Annotated in this window: 17 protein-coding genes, 1 pseudogene and 1 riboswitch; of the genes and pseudogenes, 5 read left to right on the forward strand and 13 right to left on the reverse strand. The window is 51.7% G+C overall.

Translation table 11 applies throughout. The features are described 5' to 3' along the window. Positions 1–208 precede the first annotated feature (208 nt). The 4 genes and pseudogenes from NQ842_RS08650 to NQ842_RS23375 form a co-directional block, all read right to left on the reverse strand. Positions 209–643: a hypothetical protein gene (locus NQ842_RS08650; protein WP_050861389.1), complete on the reverse strand. Its 435-nt coding sequence runs from the start codon at positions 641–643 to the stop codon at positions 209–211. An 86-nt stretch (positions 644–729) separates the two neighbouring features. Further along, entirely contained in the window at positions 730–1,188 is a 459-nt protein-coding gene (locus NQ842_RS08655; protein ID WP_257256735.1) for a hypothetical protein, read from the reverse strand. 527 nt (positions 1,189–1,715) lie between these two features. Continuing rightward, on the reverse strand, positions 1,716–2,750 hold the full coding sequence (locus NQ842_RS08660) for a YadA C-terminal domain-containing protein (RefSeq protein WP_257256736.1): 1,035 nt from the start codon (positions 2,748–2,750) through the stop codon (positions 1,716–1,718). 618 nt (positions 2,751–3,368) lie between these two features. Continuing rightward, positions 3,369–3,491, reverse strand: a pseudogene (locus NQ842_RS23375) (DUF4225 domain-containing protein); the annotation flags it as partial. Between the two features lie 216 nt (positions 3,492–3,707). On the opposite strand from NQ842_RS23375, the gene NQ842_RS08670 reads away from it, so the two are divergent. Next, positions 3,708–4,022: a hypothetical protein gene (locus tag NQ842_RS08670; RefSeq protein ID WP_063412481.1), complete on the forward strand. Its 315-nt coding sequence runs from the start codon at positions 3,708–3,710 to the stop codon at positions 4,020–4,022. On the opposite strand, the gene NQ842_RS08675 is transcribed toward NQ842_RS08670, so the two are convergent. After that, complete coding sequence (locus NQ842_RS08675) at positions 4,019–4,825, reverse strand: DUF4225 domain-containing protein (RefSeq protein ID WP_163280648.1); 807 nt, start codon at positions 4,823–4,825, stop codon at positions 4,019–4,021. The genes NQ842_RS08670 and NQ842_RS08675 overlap by 4 nt on opposite strands. 652 nt (positions 4,826–5,477) lie before the next feature. After that, a riboswitch (TPP riboswitch) is annotated at positions 5,478–5,574 on the forward strand. A gap of 36 nt (positions 5,575–5,610) precedes the next feature. On the opposite strand from NQ842_RS08675, the gene thiM reads away from it, so the two are divergent. From thiM to NQ842_RS08690, 3 genes are read left to right on the forward strand one after another with little or no spacing between them, the layout of a single operon-like run. Beyond that, positions 5,611–6,381 (forward strand): hydroxyethylthiazole kinase, encoded by a 771-nt coding sequence (gene thiM, locus NQ842_RS08680; RefSeq protein ID WP_248041506.1) that lies wholly within the window; start codon positions 5,611–5,613, stop codon positions 6,379–6,381. Then, on the forward strand, positions 6,378–7,178 hold the full coding sequence (thiD, locus tag NQ842_RS08685) for a bifunctional hydroxymethylpyrimidine kinase/phosphomethylpyrimidine kinase (RefSeq protein ID WP_046888337.1): 801 nt from the start codon (positions 6,378–6,380) through the stop codon (positions 7,176–7,178). Before thiM ends, thiD begins: the two co-directional genes overlap by 4 nt. 42 nt (positions 7,179–7,220) lie before the next feature. Further along, positions 7,221–7,967 (forward strand): GntR family transcriptional regulator, encoded by a 747-nt coding sequence (locus tag NQ842_RS08690; RefSeq protein ID WP_014832646.1) that lies wholly within the window; start codon positions 7,221–7,223, stop codon positions 7,965–7,967. On the opposite strand, the gene NQ842_RS08695 is transcribed toward NQ842_RS08690, so the two are convergent. Genes NQ842_RS08695 through NQ842_RS08705 form a run of 3 tightly spaced genes read right to left on the reverse strand, consistent with a single transcriptional unit; the run spans position 7,941 to position 11,169 of the window. Continuing rightward, entirely contained in the window at positions 7,941–8,894 is a 954-nt protein-coding gene (locus NQ842_RS08695) for a PfkB family carbohydrate kinase (protein ID WP_219279459.1), read from the reverse strand. The genes NQ842_RS08690 and NQ842_RS08695 overlap by 27 nt on opposite strands. Next, a complete protein-coding gene (locus tag NQ842_RS08700) occupies positions 8,891–9,895 on the reverse strand; it encodes an ADP-ribosylglycohydrolase family protein (protein WP_083020992.1) in 1,005 nt (334 codons plus the stop codon). The genes NQ842_RS08695 and NQ842_RS08700 overlap by 4 nt, the downstream gene beginning before the upstream one ends. Then, positions 9,892–11,169, reverse strand: coding sequence for a nucleoside permease (locus tag NQ842_RS08705; protein ID WP_014832643.1), 1,278 nt, complete (start codon positions 11,167–11,169; stop codon positions 9,892–9,894). The genes NQ842_RS08700 and NQ842_RS08705 overlap by 4 nt, the downstream gene beginning before the upstream one ends. A 252-nt stretch (positions 11,170–11,421) precedes the next feature. Here NQ842_RS08705 and fbaB point away from each other — a divergent pair, with 252 nt between their 5' ends. Next, positions 11,422–12,474, forward strand: coding sequence for a class I fructose-bisphosphate aldolase (gene fbaB, locus NQ842_RS08710; protein ID WP_008500869.1), 1,053 nt, complete (start codon positions 11,422–11,424; stop codon positions 12,472–12,474). An 81-nt stretch (positions 12,475–12,555) separates the two neighbouring features. Here the strand turns inward: fbaB and yegS are convergent, their stop codons facing one another. From yegS to NQ842_RS08730, 5 genes are all read right to left on the reverse strand, one after another. After that, positions 12,556–13,455 carry a lipid kinase YegS gene (gene yegS / locus NQ842_RS08715; RefSeq protein ID WP_014832642.1) on the reverse strand — a complete coding sequence of 300 codons (900 nt, stop codon included), beginning with the start codon at positions 13,453–13,455 and terminating at the stop codon, positions 12,556–12,558. Between the two features lie 124 nt (positions 13,456–13,579). Beyond that, the gene (gene yidD / locus NQ842_RS23380) at positions 13,580–13,795 is read right to left on the reverse strand and encodes a membrane protein insertion efficiency factor YidD (RefSeq protein WP_373371740.1); all 216 of its coding nucleotides are present in this window, start codon (positions 13,793–13,795) and stop codon (positions 13,580–13,582) included. Continuing rightward, positions 13,788–14,030, reverse strand: coding sequence for a DUF4177 domain-containing protein (locus tag NQ842_RS08720; RefSeq protein WP_257256737.1), 243 nt, complete (start codon positions 14,028–14,030; stop codon positions 13,788–13,790). The genes yidD and NQ842_RS08720 overlap by 8 nt, the downstream gene beginning before the upstream one ends. 347 nt (positions 14,031–14,377) lie before the next feature. Beyond that, positions 14,378–15,739: a tRNA 5-hydroxyuridine modification protein YegQ gene (gene yegQ / locus NQ842_RS08725; protein ID WP_046888342.1), complete on the reverse strand. Its 1,362-nt coding sequence runs from the start codon at positions 15,737–15,739 to the stop codon at positions 14,378–14,380. Positions 15,740–15,893: 154 nt separating this feature from the next. Beyond that, positions 15,894–16,226: a YegP family protein gene (locus NQ842_RS08730; protein ID WP_014832637.1), complete on the reverse strand. Its 333-nt coding sequence runs from the start codon at positions 16,224–16,226 to the stop codon at positions 15,894–15,896. Positions 16,227–16,257 lie beyond the last annotated feature (31 nt).

Below are 16,257 nucleotides of genomic sequence, written 5' to 3' on the forward strand. Positions count from 1 at the left end.
GGGGCTCAATGGTTAATTTGTTTACTGTTTTGTGACAGAGGGCACAGGGGAGGGGAACTCCCCGTTTTGAGAAAGAAAATTACGCTCTATGTGCAATAAAAACAGCCAGTTACGAGGGCATTGTCAGAACTGTAAAAACAGAGAAAAGAGTGTGACAAATCGTGCCTTTTGTCGAAGAAAAAGGAGGCACATGGCCTCCTTGCGATCGTTATTTCTGCGTAACCTGCAAAATGCCGTGGTCGCGACCCTTCGTTTTATTCCAGGATGCACCGGTAATACCGTTCTCATCAAGGCTTAATGAGATAACGAACCCGCCGCCATGGATTTCATAGAAGTTTGCGTTCACACGCTTAACGGTTGCTTTCTTACCATTAACGGTGGCGCTAAAAAAACCGTTTGAAATCGTGGCATTAAGCGCATCCGATGAGAATGAAGCTTCACGCATCGGATCGTGGATCGCTGCGGATGACGGCTGTGCCGCGTTTTGGGCTTTGCTTTTGTGGATATCGCATGTGCCATCGTTGGCGTTTATTTCAGTACATCCCGAACGCGCTAATTGAGCACGATAGTGTGCGTTTATCGCATGAGCCGGCGTCGCCGCGACAGTGAACAACAGAGCAATTAAAGTTAATCGCGCTTTCATTGTTAAACCTTAGTTGTGGTGAGTGTGTTTATTCGTCTCTGTCGCTCTGGCCGCATTTGCATAAGCCGCAGACAGGGACGCATCATTTATTTAGAGAGTTGCGCGTTCACTACCCTCTCATTTTTAACTACAAGCGTTAACGTGTAATTTTTCTTTTTCCATACACCCTGGTTTGGTTTCCATTCTTTTGACAGCAGGTATTCAGCAGCATCAGAGACAGGCTTGTTCATAACATGCTCTGCTTCATTAGAAAGCTGCTTAAAACTACTATCTTTCTTCGCGGGTGCATTCTCACATTCACCGTTTGCTTCCATTACCTGGCTACATCCTTCAGTAAGGTTTTTATGGGTTGATTGTGCAAGTTGTGCAGCATTCTCTAAAGCTTGTTTCTCAGCAGCAGCGTTAATAGCGGTAGCGCGGTTTTGCTCCGCTATATAACATGCGTCTTTACTAACACCCTTGCTTTCACATTCAGCCATACGTTGAGCTGGTGAAGAACATGCAGCAAGAGACATTACTGCAGCTGCTATCATTAACATTTTCATTATTACCTCAGAAATTACAGTTGTATGTATAAGTGTCTAACATCAAGCCGATCCATATCCCTAACACAATAAGAGCAATGTACAGAACAGCAGAAAGAAAAATGTACTTTGTCATGTTCGCTATCATTAGTATAATCGTACACAGCCAGTTAGCTAAAATTTACGAGGGTGAGTTTGTTGCTTAACGGCGGTTAACTGGCTTCTTTATAAAGCTCTTAATAAAAGCCTCTAGTGAAGAGGCTAAAATTCAAAATTTTAATTACAGATCAATGCTCCGCCTGGTGTTATGTACATGATTCGTTAAGCATACTGCCATCGCTATTAAATCCTTGTGTTTCATAGCTACCTCCGGGTGTTTGTGTAGTAGTGCTTTGAATATATCCACCGTTATTATTAAAGCCTGTACACTGGATATTACCCGCCGGATCTCTCATACATGAAGTTTGAGCAAATAAAGGAGCGAAAATTAAACGCAGCAGCATAGCACATAATGATTTTTTAATTTTTATTATCTCTTTTTTACTTAATTAAAAGCCAATGCCTACACCAACAGAAGCACCCATATTATTAGATGTATCATCAGAGAAGCTCACTTTAGCGATAACATGAGAGTTAAAGTTTACAGACGCCCCAACCGCTAAAGCGCTTTCACCGTTGTAAGTAGCACCGCCAGCAGAGAACATTACACGCTGATTGGTTTGTACTTGAGGTAAGCCAGCCATAGCCATAGCACCAGAAATACCCGCATTAGCTTGTTTCTTGTTGCTATCTACTTCATCACGCAATGATTTGAATTGCTGGTTAGTAGTGTTATTCATCGCTTGCATAGTTTGTTTTGCAGCTTGCAGATCTTGCGCAGTAGAGCTAATAACCTGGCTATTGCTATCTACCTTAGCTTGTGTAGCCGTATCTACCTTCACTTGTGTAACGGTGGTAGTAACTCCATTAGAGCCATCTTTACCATCACGCCCGTTAAGACCTGCTACGCCTTGCGCCCCCGTTGCACCGTCTTTTCCATCAACACCATTTTTAGGCTTAGGCGCATTCTCAAGCTTAGTAATGCGGGTATCGTTAGTGCTAATCAAACCGCTATTGATACGTGTCTGATCTTCTACTACGTGAATTTCTTTAGCGTTGTTATCAGCGGTGATTTGAGCGTTACCAGCAGCAGCTAAAGCAGTATTAGCCGTATCTTGTGCTGTATGAATACCAGCACTAAACAGAGTTTTGTTAGCTTGCAGATCAGCATTTACGTTATCTATTGCATCTTTGTTAATTGAGTTATCAACTTTATTTTGAATCGCCATACTAGCAACGCCATTAACCTGGGTAACGTCTGCTTTTTCAGCATCCAATTTAGATAAATGACCTTCTGTATCTTGCAGATTGTAAGTAACGCCATAGTTACCGCGTACATTGAAGTTTGAAGCGGTACCATTTGAATCTGTACCGTTCAGAGTTGAAAGAACATCGCCAGATTGAGCATGAGCACCAGACATAACGCCAGTAAACACAACACCAAAGACTAAAACAGCAATAGAAGATTTATTCAAAGATTTCATTTTAGAGACTCTCATCATTAAATTATTGATTTATATATTGGCTGTATTAAGCCAAGTTTGTTTGAGCAACGAATTCCCGGTTGTTGGCATGAATCAACATAGGTTTATCTTTGCTCGAATCTTTTTTAGTAACGTGAATAAACTATTATTCATCGTGAACATCAGCTTATTGATGTGGATCAATATTCGCATTAAAAGCTAAAGTGGTCTGCTGTGATAGGAAAGATATTATTTGCAATAAATACAGTTAGATAGGTAATGGAAGGTATTGGGTATTCAAAAAAGCATCAAACACTAACCAATAAGAAATGCTTAAGTATATCAGCCAGAAACTAAGGGAAATGCACAAAATAGTTAATTCAAATTTATAGAATTTACTACATGGTTTGCTATCGAACCTTTCTCATCTTTTGAATGAAATGTTTTTGAAGCTGTGACAATTGTTTTAGATGCAAGATAAAAATATTTATATTGAAAATTTCAAGTGGAAATGTATCTAGCGTTGATTGCTATAACTTAGTAAGAGGATTGTTATAAAAAAAGGGGGTTTAGAAGGTGGGGAGTGATCCCCCTTTTTTACAGACTATGCTACAGTATCAATGGACTGATCCCGCCCCGGTAATCGTGGGGAAGCCAGCGGAATAATCTCCAGGCTCCGGTTTTGAGAGCGAGTTCATTTATACTGTACACATTGGCGCCAAGTGTAACTCCATTATAGAATGCCAGGCCCGTGTTAGGATTAATCAACGGGGAGCAGGTCAGTTGGGTTGGCAACCTGGCACATCTGCAACAGGTCGTTGGTCATGAGAAGAGTGGCTCAGGTGCTACCAGTGCTAAGGAGAGGGCGCTAGAGTGTGCCGAAAAGTTTCGGCTGGATTGCTATAAAATTCATCAGTATGATTATTGGCACAATCAGTGATTGAGAAACATCTTTTGAGAGATAAAGGACGATACAATATGAAAGTTACTGATGAAGCTTTGTTACGTTCTGGTTTTACACCAACAGATTTGCAGAAAATAAAAAATAACGTTGAAAGCTATGGCGGCACGTTGGGAGAGGCAATTCAGGATCTGGCTAATCGATTCAGGATAGTTCTTTGGATCTTTTACGCTTTCATAGCAATGTTTCTTTGGGTAATTGTTTCAAATGAAATAGAATACATCATATCAACTGGAATCGGTTTATCTATAGCAATGCTGATTGCTGTTTTTGTTCAACCGCCAGTCCTTTCTTACAAATCCTGGCGGTTTTGGAGAAAATACAGGGGTTAATGATTCGGTGCTTCGGTGGAAAGCAGGTCAAAAATAACTTTAGCCTTGATACCGTATCCTACTATTTTCATAGTTAACTTGGGGCGACTCATTGTGTTGACTTTGCGGTAGTAATCGTGGGGAAGCCAACGGAACAATCGCCATGCACCTGTTTTTCTCGCTAATCCAAAAATGCTGTAGATGTTTGCGCTTAGTGTGAGAGTGTTATAAAAAGCCAGACCAGATTCAGCCTTAAACCCCATAAACTGTGCAATACTAATCACTTTGTCGGCGACTACACCTTCAGAGTTAGATTTCCCTCCAGATAATAATTTATTCACTTCTCTGGTTACACCGTTAGTGCCATCAGAAACTAAGATTGCACCAGCGAGGACTCCAATAGGGGTCAACGTCGAGATCATAATCATTCCGCCGTAGAAAACCATCCCTGATATAACGATATTCACAGCCGAAATCATATATCCGACGATTTTATTTTTTTCCCTGACAAACTCGACTTTTGCATAAAGTTGTGCGGCTCTGGTTCTTAACAGGCGCTCTTGTTCATGCAGATTATCCGTTTCGGCACGCAGATTTTTGATGCATACAATGCATTCTTCGTCTGTTTTAGCTCGCCGTGCTGCCTCAAACTCCTTTTCTACAACCTGTTTTATCTCTTCGACAAACTTGATACGTGTTATCCCATCTTGCAAATAGAATGCTGATAACCGATTTGCTGTTTCGACGAGTTTCCGGGCTTCCAGATTCACCATGGTATCTGACCATGTTCTGTTCCAGCCTCTGTTGAGCAGCGCAATATCCATTAAAGACTCCTTCCCAAAATGTGTCTGGTCATTTTACGTGCAATAAGGTCGAAGACAACATGAAATACTTTCCCAACGTCTTATTTAGCGGAAAGAACACATGATCAAACTTTGAGACTCCACGCCGTAATTCTCATTTTTTTATGTGTAAGACCCAGAAGTTCAGAGCTTAAGAGGAGTAAGGTCACGACATTCTCGGTTTTATGGGATACAGGGCCATTTGGTCAACGTGTATCAATATTCGAATGTTGCGTAACGCTTCCTTATGTTTACTATGAATTCACCCACCAATTCTCTCCTTTAATATCGGGATTAGTAGTCGATCCCGTTATATACATTCCAGGCATCACGATCCATGATCCCACAGTATGCCTGCGTGACCGCCTGTGATGAATGCCCATACAGTTTCGTGAGCGTTGGCAGGCTTTCCCCACGTTTCAGAGCGTGGTAGCCAAGGTTCTTGCGTGGGGGGAGGCTGCAATGTGAAGTTCGAGCATATCCCCGGCCTCTTCTGCCCTATTGTCGTTTGGATGTGGGACACAACATGAGACGCAAACCGGGACACAGAGCATTTTTTAAGGTTGAGTCTTTGGCTTTCCGCTGGCATGATCCGGAACAGGGATTAACGAGACGTTAATCGTAAACTTTTGATTTATTTGACTCGGGGTGCCCTTCTTTGTGAAGGCTGAGAAATACCCGTATTACCTGATCTGGATAATGCCAGCGTAGGGAAGTCAGATGCCTCCCCTGGTCATCGCTTCTTCACGCAAGGCAGGAGCGAACCTATGCAGCCTGACCTGCTCGATTTACACGTTTTACATCACTTCCGAACCCGTTCCCCGCTCACGCACTGTATGACCAACGATGTCGTGCAAACCTTTACGGCCAACGTTCTGCTGGCGCTTGGCGCTTCTCCGGCAATGGTAATTGAAGCCGAAGAGGCCGAGCAGTTTGCCGGGATGGCCGATGCGCTGCTGATTAACGTCGGTACCCTCACCACGCCCCGCGCCCAGTCGATGCGGCGGGCCATCGAGAGCGCGGTGGCGGCAGGCAAGCCCTGGACGCTTGACCCGGTTGCGGTGGGCGCTCTGGCGTTCCGTACCCGCTTTTGTCATCAAATCCTTGCCCTGAAACCAGCCGCCATTCGCGGCAATGCTTCGGAAATTCTCGCCCTTGCGGGGATGAGCGCAGGGGGACGCGGTGTGGATACCACCGACACCGCCGCCGCCGCGCTACCCGCCGCGCAGGCGCTGGCTCGCCAGACCAATGCCATTGTGGCGGTGACGGGGGAGGTGGATTACGTCACCGACGGCCAGCGCACCCGAACGGTTGCGGGCGGCGATCCGTTAATGACCCGCCTGGTGGGCACCGGGTGTGCGCTCTCGGCGGTGGTGGCGGCGAGTTGTTCCCTGCCGGGGGATCGGCTGGATAATGTTGCCGCTGCCTGCGGATGGATGAAGCGCGCCGGAACGATCGCCGTTGCGCAGTCTTACGGGCCGGGCAGCTTTGCCAGCGCGTTCCTTGATGCGCTGCACAACCTGGAGGGGGAGGCATGAAACGAATTAATGCTCTGACGATTGCCGGTACCGATCCAAGCGGCGGTGCCGGTATCCAGGCCGACCTGAAAACGTTCTCCGCCCTGGGCGCCTATGGCTGCTCGGTGATCACCGCGCTGGTGGCGCAAAACACGCGCGGCGTGCAATCGGTCTACCGTATCGAGCCTGATTTTGTCGGTGCACAGCTGGACTCGGTGTTCAGCGATGTGCGCATCGATACCACCAAAATCGGGATGCTGGCGGAAACGGATATCGTCGAGGCGGTGGCTGAGCGGCTGCAACGTTATCAGGTGCAAAATGTGGTGCTTGATACGGTGATGCTGGCTAAAAGCGGCGACCCGCTGCTCTCTGTATCTGCTGTTGAGACATTGCGCAAGAAACTGCTGCCGCAGGTGGCGCTGATTACGCCAAATCTGCCTGAAGCGGCCGCACTGTTAGACGCGCCGCACGCGCAGAATGAACGTGAAATGAAAGAGCAGGGGAATGCCCTGCTGGCGATGGGGTGCGGCGCGGTGCTGATGAAAGGCGGCCATCTTGATGACGATGAAAGCCCGGACTGGCTCTTTACCCGTGACGGTGAACTGCGTTTCACGGCCCCGCGTGTGCACACCAAAAATACCCACGGTACGGGGTGCACGCTCTCTGCCGCGCTGGCGGCGCTGCGTCCACGGCACAACAGCTGGGGCGATACGGTACGCGAGGCCAAAACGTGGCTCTCCGCCGCGCTGGCAAAAGCCGATACTCTGGAAGTGGGTCACGGTATTGGGCCGGTTCATCATTTTCATGCATGGTGGTAAGCCAGTATACTGGCAGGAAACACCACGCCTGAGAAAACAGAGATGGAACAAGCGCATACCCGGTTAATCGCTCAACTGAATGAACGGATCGCCGCGCCCGACAACATGCCGCTGTATCTGAAATTTGCCGAAACGGTAAAAAACGCGGTACGCAGCGGGATGCTGGAGCACGGCAATATTCTGCCCGGCGAGCGCGATCTGAGCCAGTTAACCGGGGTGTCGCGCATTACCGTGCGCAAAGCGATGCAGGCGCTGGAAGAAGAGGGCGTGGTAACGCGTGCCCGGGGTTACGGGACACAGATCAACAACATCTTTGAATATTCGCTCAAGGAAGCGCGCGGGTTTTCCCAGCAGGTGGTGCTGCGCGGTAAAAAACCTAACACGCTATGGGTGAATAAACGGGTGGTGAAGTGTCCGGAAGAGGTGGCCAGCCAGCTGTCGGTCCCCCCGGACAGCGAGGTATTCTTGCTTAAGCGCATTCGTTACGTTGACGATGACGCGGTGTCGATTGAGGAGTCCTGGGTTCCGGTTGAGTTAATTCACGACCCGGATGCCATTGGCATCTCGCTCTACGACTACTTCCGTAGTCAGAATATCTTTCCGCAACGCACCCGCTCCCGGGTCAGCGCCCGGATGCCGGACAGCGAGTTTCAGGCGCATATCAGTATGGATGACAAAATACCGGTACTGGTGATCAAGCAGGTTGCGCTTGACCAGCAGCACCGGCCGATTGAGTACAGCATCAGCTACTGTCGCAGCGACCTATACGTCTTTGTGTGCGAGGAGTAAGGCCTCGCGCGTCGGCGCGCAATCCCCGCCGCGGTGGCTGACCACCCAGGCCGCCACGGCATTCCCCAGCGTTACGGCATCCGCCAGACGCCATCCTGCCGCCAGACCGGCAAGCGTACCGCCCGCATGGCTGTCGCCTGCGCCAATGGTATCGACGACGGTGGCGGGAAACGCGGGAACATAACCTGATGCGTCGCCTTCATACCAGGCTGCGCCATCTTTGTCGTGACGAATAATCAGCGCGGCATCATAACGGTGCTGCCACTGCACGCCTAAGGTATCAACGTTCATGCCAGTGCGCTCAGCGGCAATCTGCGCCTCCTGACGATTGAGCGACACGATGGGTTTCAGGGCCATGATCCGCGCCATCAGCGCGTCGGGAATATCGGCAATGCGGGGGCCAAAATCGATAAACGCGGTGACATTTTCCAGCGATTCCAGCCAGCGTGTGAGCAGTTCACCCGATGGCGATGCCAGCTGATAGCCGGACAGATACACCAGGCTACCCGGCGGGACATTCAGCCCATCCAGCCAGTGCGGCTGCCACTGGTTCTCCACGCCGCTGAACGACATAAAGGTGCGTTCACCGTCAGGCTCTACCAGCGCCAGACACCAGCCGTTATCGCCTGCTTCGGCCTCCACGGCGCTGTGCAGATCCTGCCTCGCCATGGCGTTACGGATGATCTCCGCCCATACGCCGTGGCCGACGGGCAGGGCGTTTTGCGCCGCAATGCCGAGCCGCTTCAGGGCGATGGCAATATTCAGCGCACAGCCGCCGATATTCACCCCCTGTTGTTTCAGCTCGATGTCGCACCCGCGCCAGGGCAGGGCGTACGCGTCGGCGATCACGTCGATCACCGCCGCGCCCAGCACCGTAACCGGGCGTGTGGCCTGTAATGTTTCAAGACGTTGGGCTAACGTACTCATACGCCCTCCCTTTGCTCCCGGTAGTGCAGCAGTTTTTCGCAGTAGTGGTCAAAATTGAGCCGGTTTACGGTGTCGAGTTCATCCTTCAGCGCCGGGTCAATCGCCTGCACGCCGTGCAGTGCCCCGCAGATGGCCGTTGCCATCGCTCCGATGGTGTCCGTATCACCGCCGAGGTTGGCGCACAAAATTGCGCAGCGGTTCGGATCCGTACCGGCCAGCTCCACCATCGCAATCGCCGCCGGAACGGATTCGATGGTGCTGGTGCCCGCACCAATGAGCTGATAAATCTGCTCGCTGGCGGAGTCGACGCCGTGGGCTTCCCGCACGGTCTTAAGCGCCAGCTCGATACGTGCCGCCAGCGAGGCGCTAAAGGTGGTGGTTTTCGCCTCCTGCGCGTAACGGGCAATGCCGGGCAGGGCATCGACGATGTTCTGCCAGCGCTCACCGTCGATGGCGCGCGAAACTGCCCAGGCAATCACCACGGCCCCGGCGATGGCGAGGTCCGATTTATGCGTCGGGCTGGAGGCCAACGCGACCTGCCCGACAAAATGTTCCAGCCGCGTCGCCGGTAGCAGGCAGCCCAGCGGGGAGGCCCGCATCGCCGCCCCGTTGGTCACGCCGTTGTTGTCCAGTTCGCTGACGGGTTTGCCGTCGCGGATGGCGTTAAGCGCGATTTTTGAGGTGGGCCCCAGCACATTTTTATTAAAGGCATCGAAATCCAGCGCCCAGTTCAGGATATGTTTGCCGATGACATCCGCGTCAATCTCCCCGTCGCATTCGATAATTGCATCGGCCAGGCACAGCGCCATCGAAGTATCATCGGTGAACTCCGCGCGCTTAAAATAGCAGGCCGCGTTATTCTCTGCCGGGCCGGGTAAAAAGCGGTCGATCCAGCCGAAGTGCGCTTTGACGCGCTTTCTCGGCCACAGCTCGGAGGGCATCCCCATCGCATCACCTAACGCCTGCCCGTAAAGAGCACCGAGAATACGTTCTTGTTTCATTTAACTTCCCCTTGTGTCAGCGCAGCATCGCCATCAACCACCTCAATGGCGGTGATCTCTTTGTCCGATTCGCGGAAAAACAGCATAAACAGCACGGCAATCACGGCAATCATGATCGCCCCGAATGTCCACATCCCGGCCCAGTTGAAGGTCAGCCCATTCACCGGCTCTTTGTAAGCGAACATTTTTTCCATCATCACGCCGCCCAGGCGGTAACCCAGCAGGCTACCAAAACCCTGACAGCACAGCGTAATCAGGCCTTGTGCGGCGGTGCGCATATGCACCGGCGCTTTTTTATCCACGTAGATATACGCGGTTACATAGTAGAAGTCGTAGCTCACCCCGTGCAGCAGAATGCCGAGGAACAGCAACGCATAGGTGAAGTACTGTTCCGCGCCGCCGTAAACAAAGAAGCCGTAGCGGATGGCGGCCGTGAGCAGACCCAGCAGTAAGACCTTCTTAATACCAAAGCGTTTAGTGAAGAACGGCAGCGCCAGCATAAAGAAGATTTCCGAGAACTGGCCGAGCGTCATCCAGCCGGTGGCGTTTTTCATCCCCACCTCGGTGAGATAACCGTTGGCGAAGATGTAGTAGAAGGCCAGCGGCATCGCGAACAGGAAAGAGCAGAAGAAGAACACCAGGAAGTTTTTGTCGCGCAGCAGGATCAGCGCGTCCAGACCGAGCATCACCTTGAAATCCAGTTTGCCGGTACTTTTCGGCGGCGTATTCGGCAGGAACAGGGCAAACACGCCCAGCAGGGCGGAACTGGCTGCGGTCATCAGCAGCGGAATATTGGTATCAGAGATATCGCTATAGCCCAGCATCTGCGGCAGGAACCCACATGCCAGACCGGAGGCGATCCAACCGATAGTGCCCATCACGCGAATACGCGGGAAATCGGCTTCCACGTCATCGACGTTGGCGAAGGCAATACTGTTGGTCAGCGCAATGGTGGGCATATAGGTGAGGGAGTAGGCCAGCAGCAGCGGGAAGAAGGTGCTGAACTGGGTTTGCTGTGCGGCGAAGTACATCAGAATGGCACCGGCAAACATCAGCACCGCCAGCACTTTCTGGGCGGCAAAGAAGCGGTCGGTTAGCGAGCCGACGAGAATAGGCGACAGGATCGCCGCAATGGCCGTACAGGCGTAGGACCAGCCAATCTCCCCGGCGGTAAAGCCGCTTTTGCTCAGCCATAGCCACAGCGGCACAAACCACGCTCCCCAGATAAACCATTCAACAAACATCATGAATGACAGTTGGACTTTCGTTTTCATTGTTTAATCCTGCATGTCAGTGAGAGTACGCCTTTAACATACCATTCAATAATACCTTTAAAATACCTTTGTGGTGATTGTTTGATCAATGTAACAGTTTTGTTGTACACGAATCGAGCCAGCAGATTGTGCTGAAAAAAAATGCAAATGCTGGAAAATCTGTTAAGTCGGTACCAGGCTTAGTCTGCCCATAAAAATGTGGGTCTGGATAAACACTCACCGACATGACGTCGGAATTACGGGAGCATCGCTATGACTGATATTGCGCAGTTGCTTGGCAAAGACGCCGACAGCCTTTTACAGCATCGTTGTATGACCATTCCAGCCGACCAGCTTTATCTGCCCGGCCACGACTACGTTGATCGCGTGATGGTGGATAACAACCGTCCACCGGCCGTGCTGCGAAATATGCAGACGCTCTATAACACCGGGCGGCTGGGCGGTACCGGGTATCTCTCGATTCTGCCGGTTGACCAGGGCGTTGAGCACTCGGCAGGCGCCTCCTTTGCAGCCAATCCGCTCTACTTTGATCCGAAGAACATTGTAGAGCTGGCGATTGAAGCGGGCTGTAACTGTGTGGCCTCTACCTATGGCGTGCTGGCGTCTGTTTCACGGCGTTATGCCCACCGCATCCCTTTCCTCGTCAAACTGAACCACAACGAGACTCTCAGCTACCCAACCGAATATGACCAGACGCTCTACGCCAGCGTGGAGCAGGCGTTCAATATGGGCGCAGTAGCGGTTGGGGCGACGATCTACTTCGGCTCTGAGCAATCCCGTCGTCAGATTGAAGAGATTTCCGCCGCCTTTGAACGCGCCCATGAGCTCGGGATGGTGACCGTGCTGTGGGCGTATCTGCGTAACTCCGCGTTCAAAAAAGACGGGGTGGATTACCACGTCTCAGCTGACCTGACCGGCCAGGCGAACCACCTGGCCGCAACCATTGGTGCTGACATCGTGAAGCAGAAAATGGCAGAGAATAACGGCGGCTATAAGGCGGTGAACTTCGGTTATACCGATGACCGTGTCTACAGCAAACTGACCAGCGATAACCCGATCGACCTGGTGCGCTACCAGCTGGCGAACTGCTACATGGGACGCGCCGGGCTGATTAACTCCGGCGGTGCGGCGGGTGGAGATACTGACCTGTCTGACGCGGTACGCACGGCGGTTATCAACAAACGCGCAGGCGGTATGGGGCTGATCCTCGGCCGTAAAGCGTTTAAAAAATCGATGGCGGATGGCGTGAAGCTGATCAATGCGGTTCAGGATGTCTATCTGGACAGCAAAGTGACGATCGCCTGAGTACTCCTTCTCCCGGTGGGCTGAAGGATCCCCATAAATAATGCCTGCACAGACGGCTCCCTCTCCCTTTGGGAGAGGGGATTAGCGCAGAAGCACACAATCCGGCGGCAACCGGCACTGCAGCGCGCCGGGCAATACCTCTATGCGGAAATGCTCCCCGCTCAACGGTTCCCCATCCAGATTAAACGTCATCCCGTGCGGGGCATTCACTTCGAACCACGCGGATTTTCCGGCAATAATGTTTGGGCTCTCTTCGGGCTGCGTCAGCGTGGTAAACAGCGCGGGCAGCAGGCCGTCGCCGGTGAAAATACGCAGCTGAAGCTGACCGTCATTAATTAGCGCCTCCGGGCACAGCTGCTGCCCGCCGCCAGCCTGACGTCCGTTGCCAATGCCAATCACCAGCGCGTCCCCCTGCCACTGGAAATCCTCGCCGCGAATTTCACAGCGGTCCGGCTTGAGGGTGTCCATGCGCATCAGACCGTGGATCAGATAAGAGACACCGCCCAGCGCCGCTTTGAGTTTTTCCGGCGTTTCGCTGGTGATCCGCGTGCCGAACCCGCCCGTCGCCATGTTGATAAAGCAGGTTTTGTCATTCACCTGCGCAATGTCCACGGCGGTAGCTTTGCCGAGGATCGCCAGTTGCAGGGCTTTACTCAACTCCTCCGGAATGCCGGCGCTGGTGGCAAAATCATTGGCGGTACCGAGCGGTAAAATGCCCATCACCAGACGGTCTTCTGTGGGCAGGTCGACAAGCGCAGCGGCGATCTCATTGATGGTGCCGTCGCCGCCGCCGGAGATAATAGTTTCGACGCCCAACGTCAGGCCTTCATGGATATACCGTGCCGCGTCGCCTTTTTCCCACGTGACCCGTACATGGATCCGCGCCCCGTTTTCCCGCAAATCAGTGATTGCCTGACGCAGCAGATCGTTGCCTGCACTTTTACCATTGAGAATCAATAAACTGTCTGGATAGGTTGCCATCCTCGCTGCTCCCTTTTTTAGCGTTAGTAAGAGTGTATAGCAGTGAGGAAAAAAGCGGGTAAGAACAGGATGAAAGGGAAAAATAAGGCCGCCAATTTCATCTGGCGGCCTTGCCAATTTAGACTCATTTATGAGGAGGATAATCGAAACCTCCATTAGGAGGACGACAGCGATAAATGCGTTTTAATCCCAATCTCCACCCTTTCAGAAAACCGAACCGCTTCAGGCTAATTAGCGTGTACTTTGAGCAGGAAGGAGTATGGCGGCAGCGGTTACGCATACTCATTGGGGCATGGTTACGGTATAAGAGTACGAAATGTATGCTAAGCCATTTAAGCATCTGTCACTTCTTTTCTGAAAGTAATGACATAATAGTGGGTCAATGTTGATTTATTTCCGCCAAAGCACCCTGGCCGCTCTTCGATACCGATTGTATCAACGCGCTGGAATTCCCACCCTTCGGCAGCCCAGGAATTAACTTCTTGCTCTAAATACGCTGCTGCAATGCCATCTTTATTATCCTTTGCCTTGATGGAAATGTTTGGTGGTATTTGAACCATCCTATAGGTGTACATATAGAATCCATTACTGTTTGAGTGGTTATTGATGGTAAGGCCTGACATCTTTTGATTCAAATGGATTGTTGCAGAAACAAGGTGTTGCGATCGCCTACAGGCGTCAAAAGCGTAATTTTATTTCCTCAGGAGATGTTCAATACAAGTGCAGCAGAATGGCGAAAAACAGAGCATCAAAAAAATAAGCCCACGTAAGGGAGATTACGCGGGCTAAGGAGGTGGTTCCTGGTACAGCTAGCATTTATGGGTTATGTTTTTCAGCGCTGGGGATAATACCCGTATTGAACGAAGCGGTATGTGATCCGATTCTAAGAATTTTCCCGGCATGAAAAAATTTCCCTTGTTGACTATTTACTATGCGGATTTCGGGTGCTTTCACCGTTGAAATTGCGCATCAGCAGGGCGAACTCCAGCTCCACCTCTTCCGGTACCGGCAGCCAGACGGTATGGCCATTGCCCGGCGCAACCTCAATCGCTTCGCCTTTGCCGTTCTCCAGGTGTTCCAGCGTGAAGTTCATGTTGCCCTGCGGGGTCATCAGCTCCAGACTGTCGCCTTTGGTGAACTTGTTTTTCACCGCCACGGCGGCCAGCGCACCTTTGCGCTCGCCGGTAAAATCGCCGACAAACTGCTGACGTTCGGACACGGAGTAGCCGTGCTCGTAGTTCTGATAGTCGTCATGGGTATGACGACGCAGGAAACCTTCGGTATAGCCGCGGTGCGCCAGGCCTTCCAGGGTTTCCAGCAGGCTGGTGTCGAACGGTTTACCGGCTGCCGCGTCGTCAATCGCTTTGCGGTACACCTGTGCGGTACGCGCGCAGTAGTAATAGGATTTGGTGCGGCCTTCAATTTTCAGGGAGTGCACGCCCATCTGGGTCAGACGTTCAACGTGGGCGACGGCGCGCAGATCTTTTGAGTTCATGATGTACGTGCCATGCTCGTCTTCAAAGGCGGTCATGTACTCGCCCGGACGTTTGGCCTCTTCAATCATAAACACGCTGTCGGTTGGCGCGCCGATGCCCAGCGTAGGCTCTACGTGAGTGACCGGGATCGGCTCATGCTTGTGGACGATATTCCCGATGTCGTCCTCTTTGCCTTCCTGGACGTTATATTCCCAGCGGCAGGCGTTGGTGCAGGTGCCCTGGTTCGGGTCGCGCTTGTTGATGTAACCGGAGAGCAGGCAACGCCCGGAGTAGGCCATGCACAGCGCACCGTGAACAAAAATTTCGATTTCCATATCCGGCACCTGGGTGCGGATCTCTTCAATCTCGTCGAGGGACAGTTCACGCGACAGAATGACGCGGGTCAGCCCCATCTGTTTCCAGAACTTCACCGTCGCCCAGTTCACGGCGTTAGCCTGCACGGAGAGGTGAATATCCATCTCCGGGAAGTTTTCCCGAACCAGCATGATTAAACCCGGGTCCGACATGATCAGCGCATCCGGCCCCATATCCACCACCGGCTTCAGGTCACGGATGAATGTTTTCAGCTTGGCGTTATGCGGCGCGATGTTCACCACCACGTAGAATTTTTTGCCCAGGGCATGCGCTTCGTTGATGCCGAGCTGCAGGTTCTCATGGTTGAATTCGTTGTTGCGCACGCGCAGCGAGTAGCGAGGCTGGCCCGCATAGACGGCGTCGGCACCATAAGCGAAAGCGTAACGCATATTTTGCAGCGTTCCCGCCGGGGAAAGGAGTTCCGGTTTAAACATGTTTGTTCTCGTTCTGATGACAGGTCAGATCCGCGTGCACCAGGTGCAGCGGTAAGGGGAGATCCCCCACTTTAAGGGCGGGCATTGTAGCGCTGCGTGACGGGGAGGTAAAGCGCCGGGTCGCGTCACCGCTCACCCGGCGTGCTTCGGGTTGTCAGGTATTGTCTTTTACCGTCTGGGTAGAACCGTTGGTTTTGACTGAGGCGATGCCCTTATCACGCGATTGTTCGGTCGCATACAGCTGGCTGCTGCCAATCACCTGATGGTTGCCCGCCTTAAGATTGAAATGGAACTTACCGTTAGAGGCCGTTTTCTTTTCGTAACGCTCATCCTGCGGGCTGTTCGTGCGTACGGAAGCAATACCGTTCTCAGCGGCACTTTTACTGGTGTAAAGCTCACTGGTAAGAATAATCTCTCCGTTTCCCGCTTTCAGCACAAACCTGAATTGACCATCACTGCTCTTGTTTAATTCGAACCAACCAGACATAGGCACTCCTTGATCGACAGTTAACTTATCC

The organism is Enterobacter cloacae complex sp. R_G8, from assembly GCF_024599795.1.
In the GTDB taxonomy this organism is placed as follows: domain Bacteria; phylum Pseudomonadota; class Gammaproteobacteria; order Enterobacterales; family Enterobacteriaceae; genus Enterobacter; species Enterobacter dissolvens.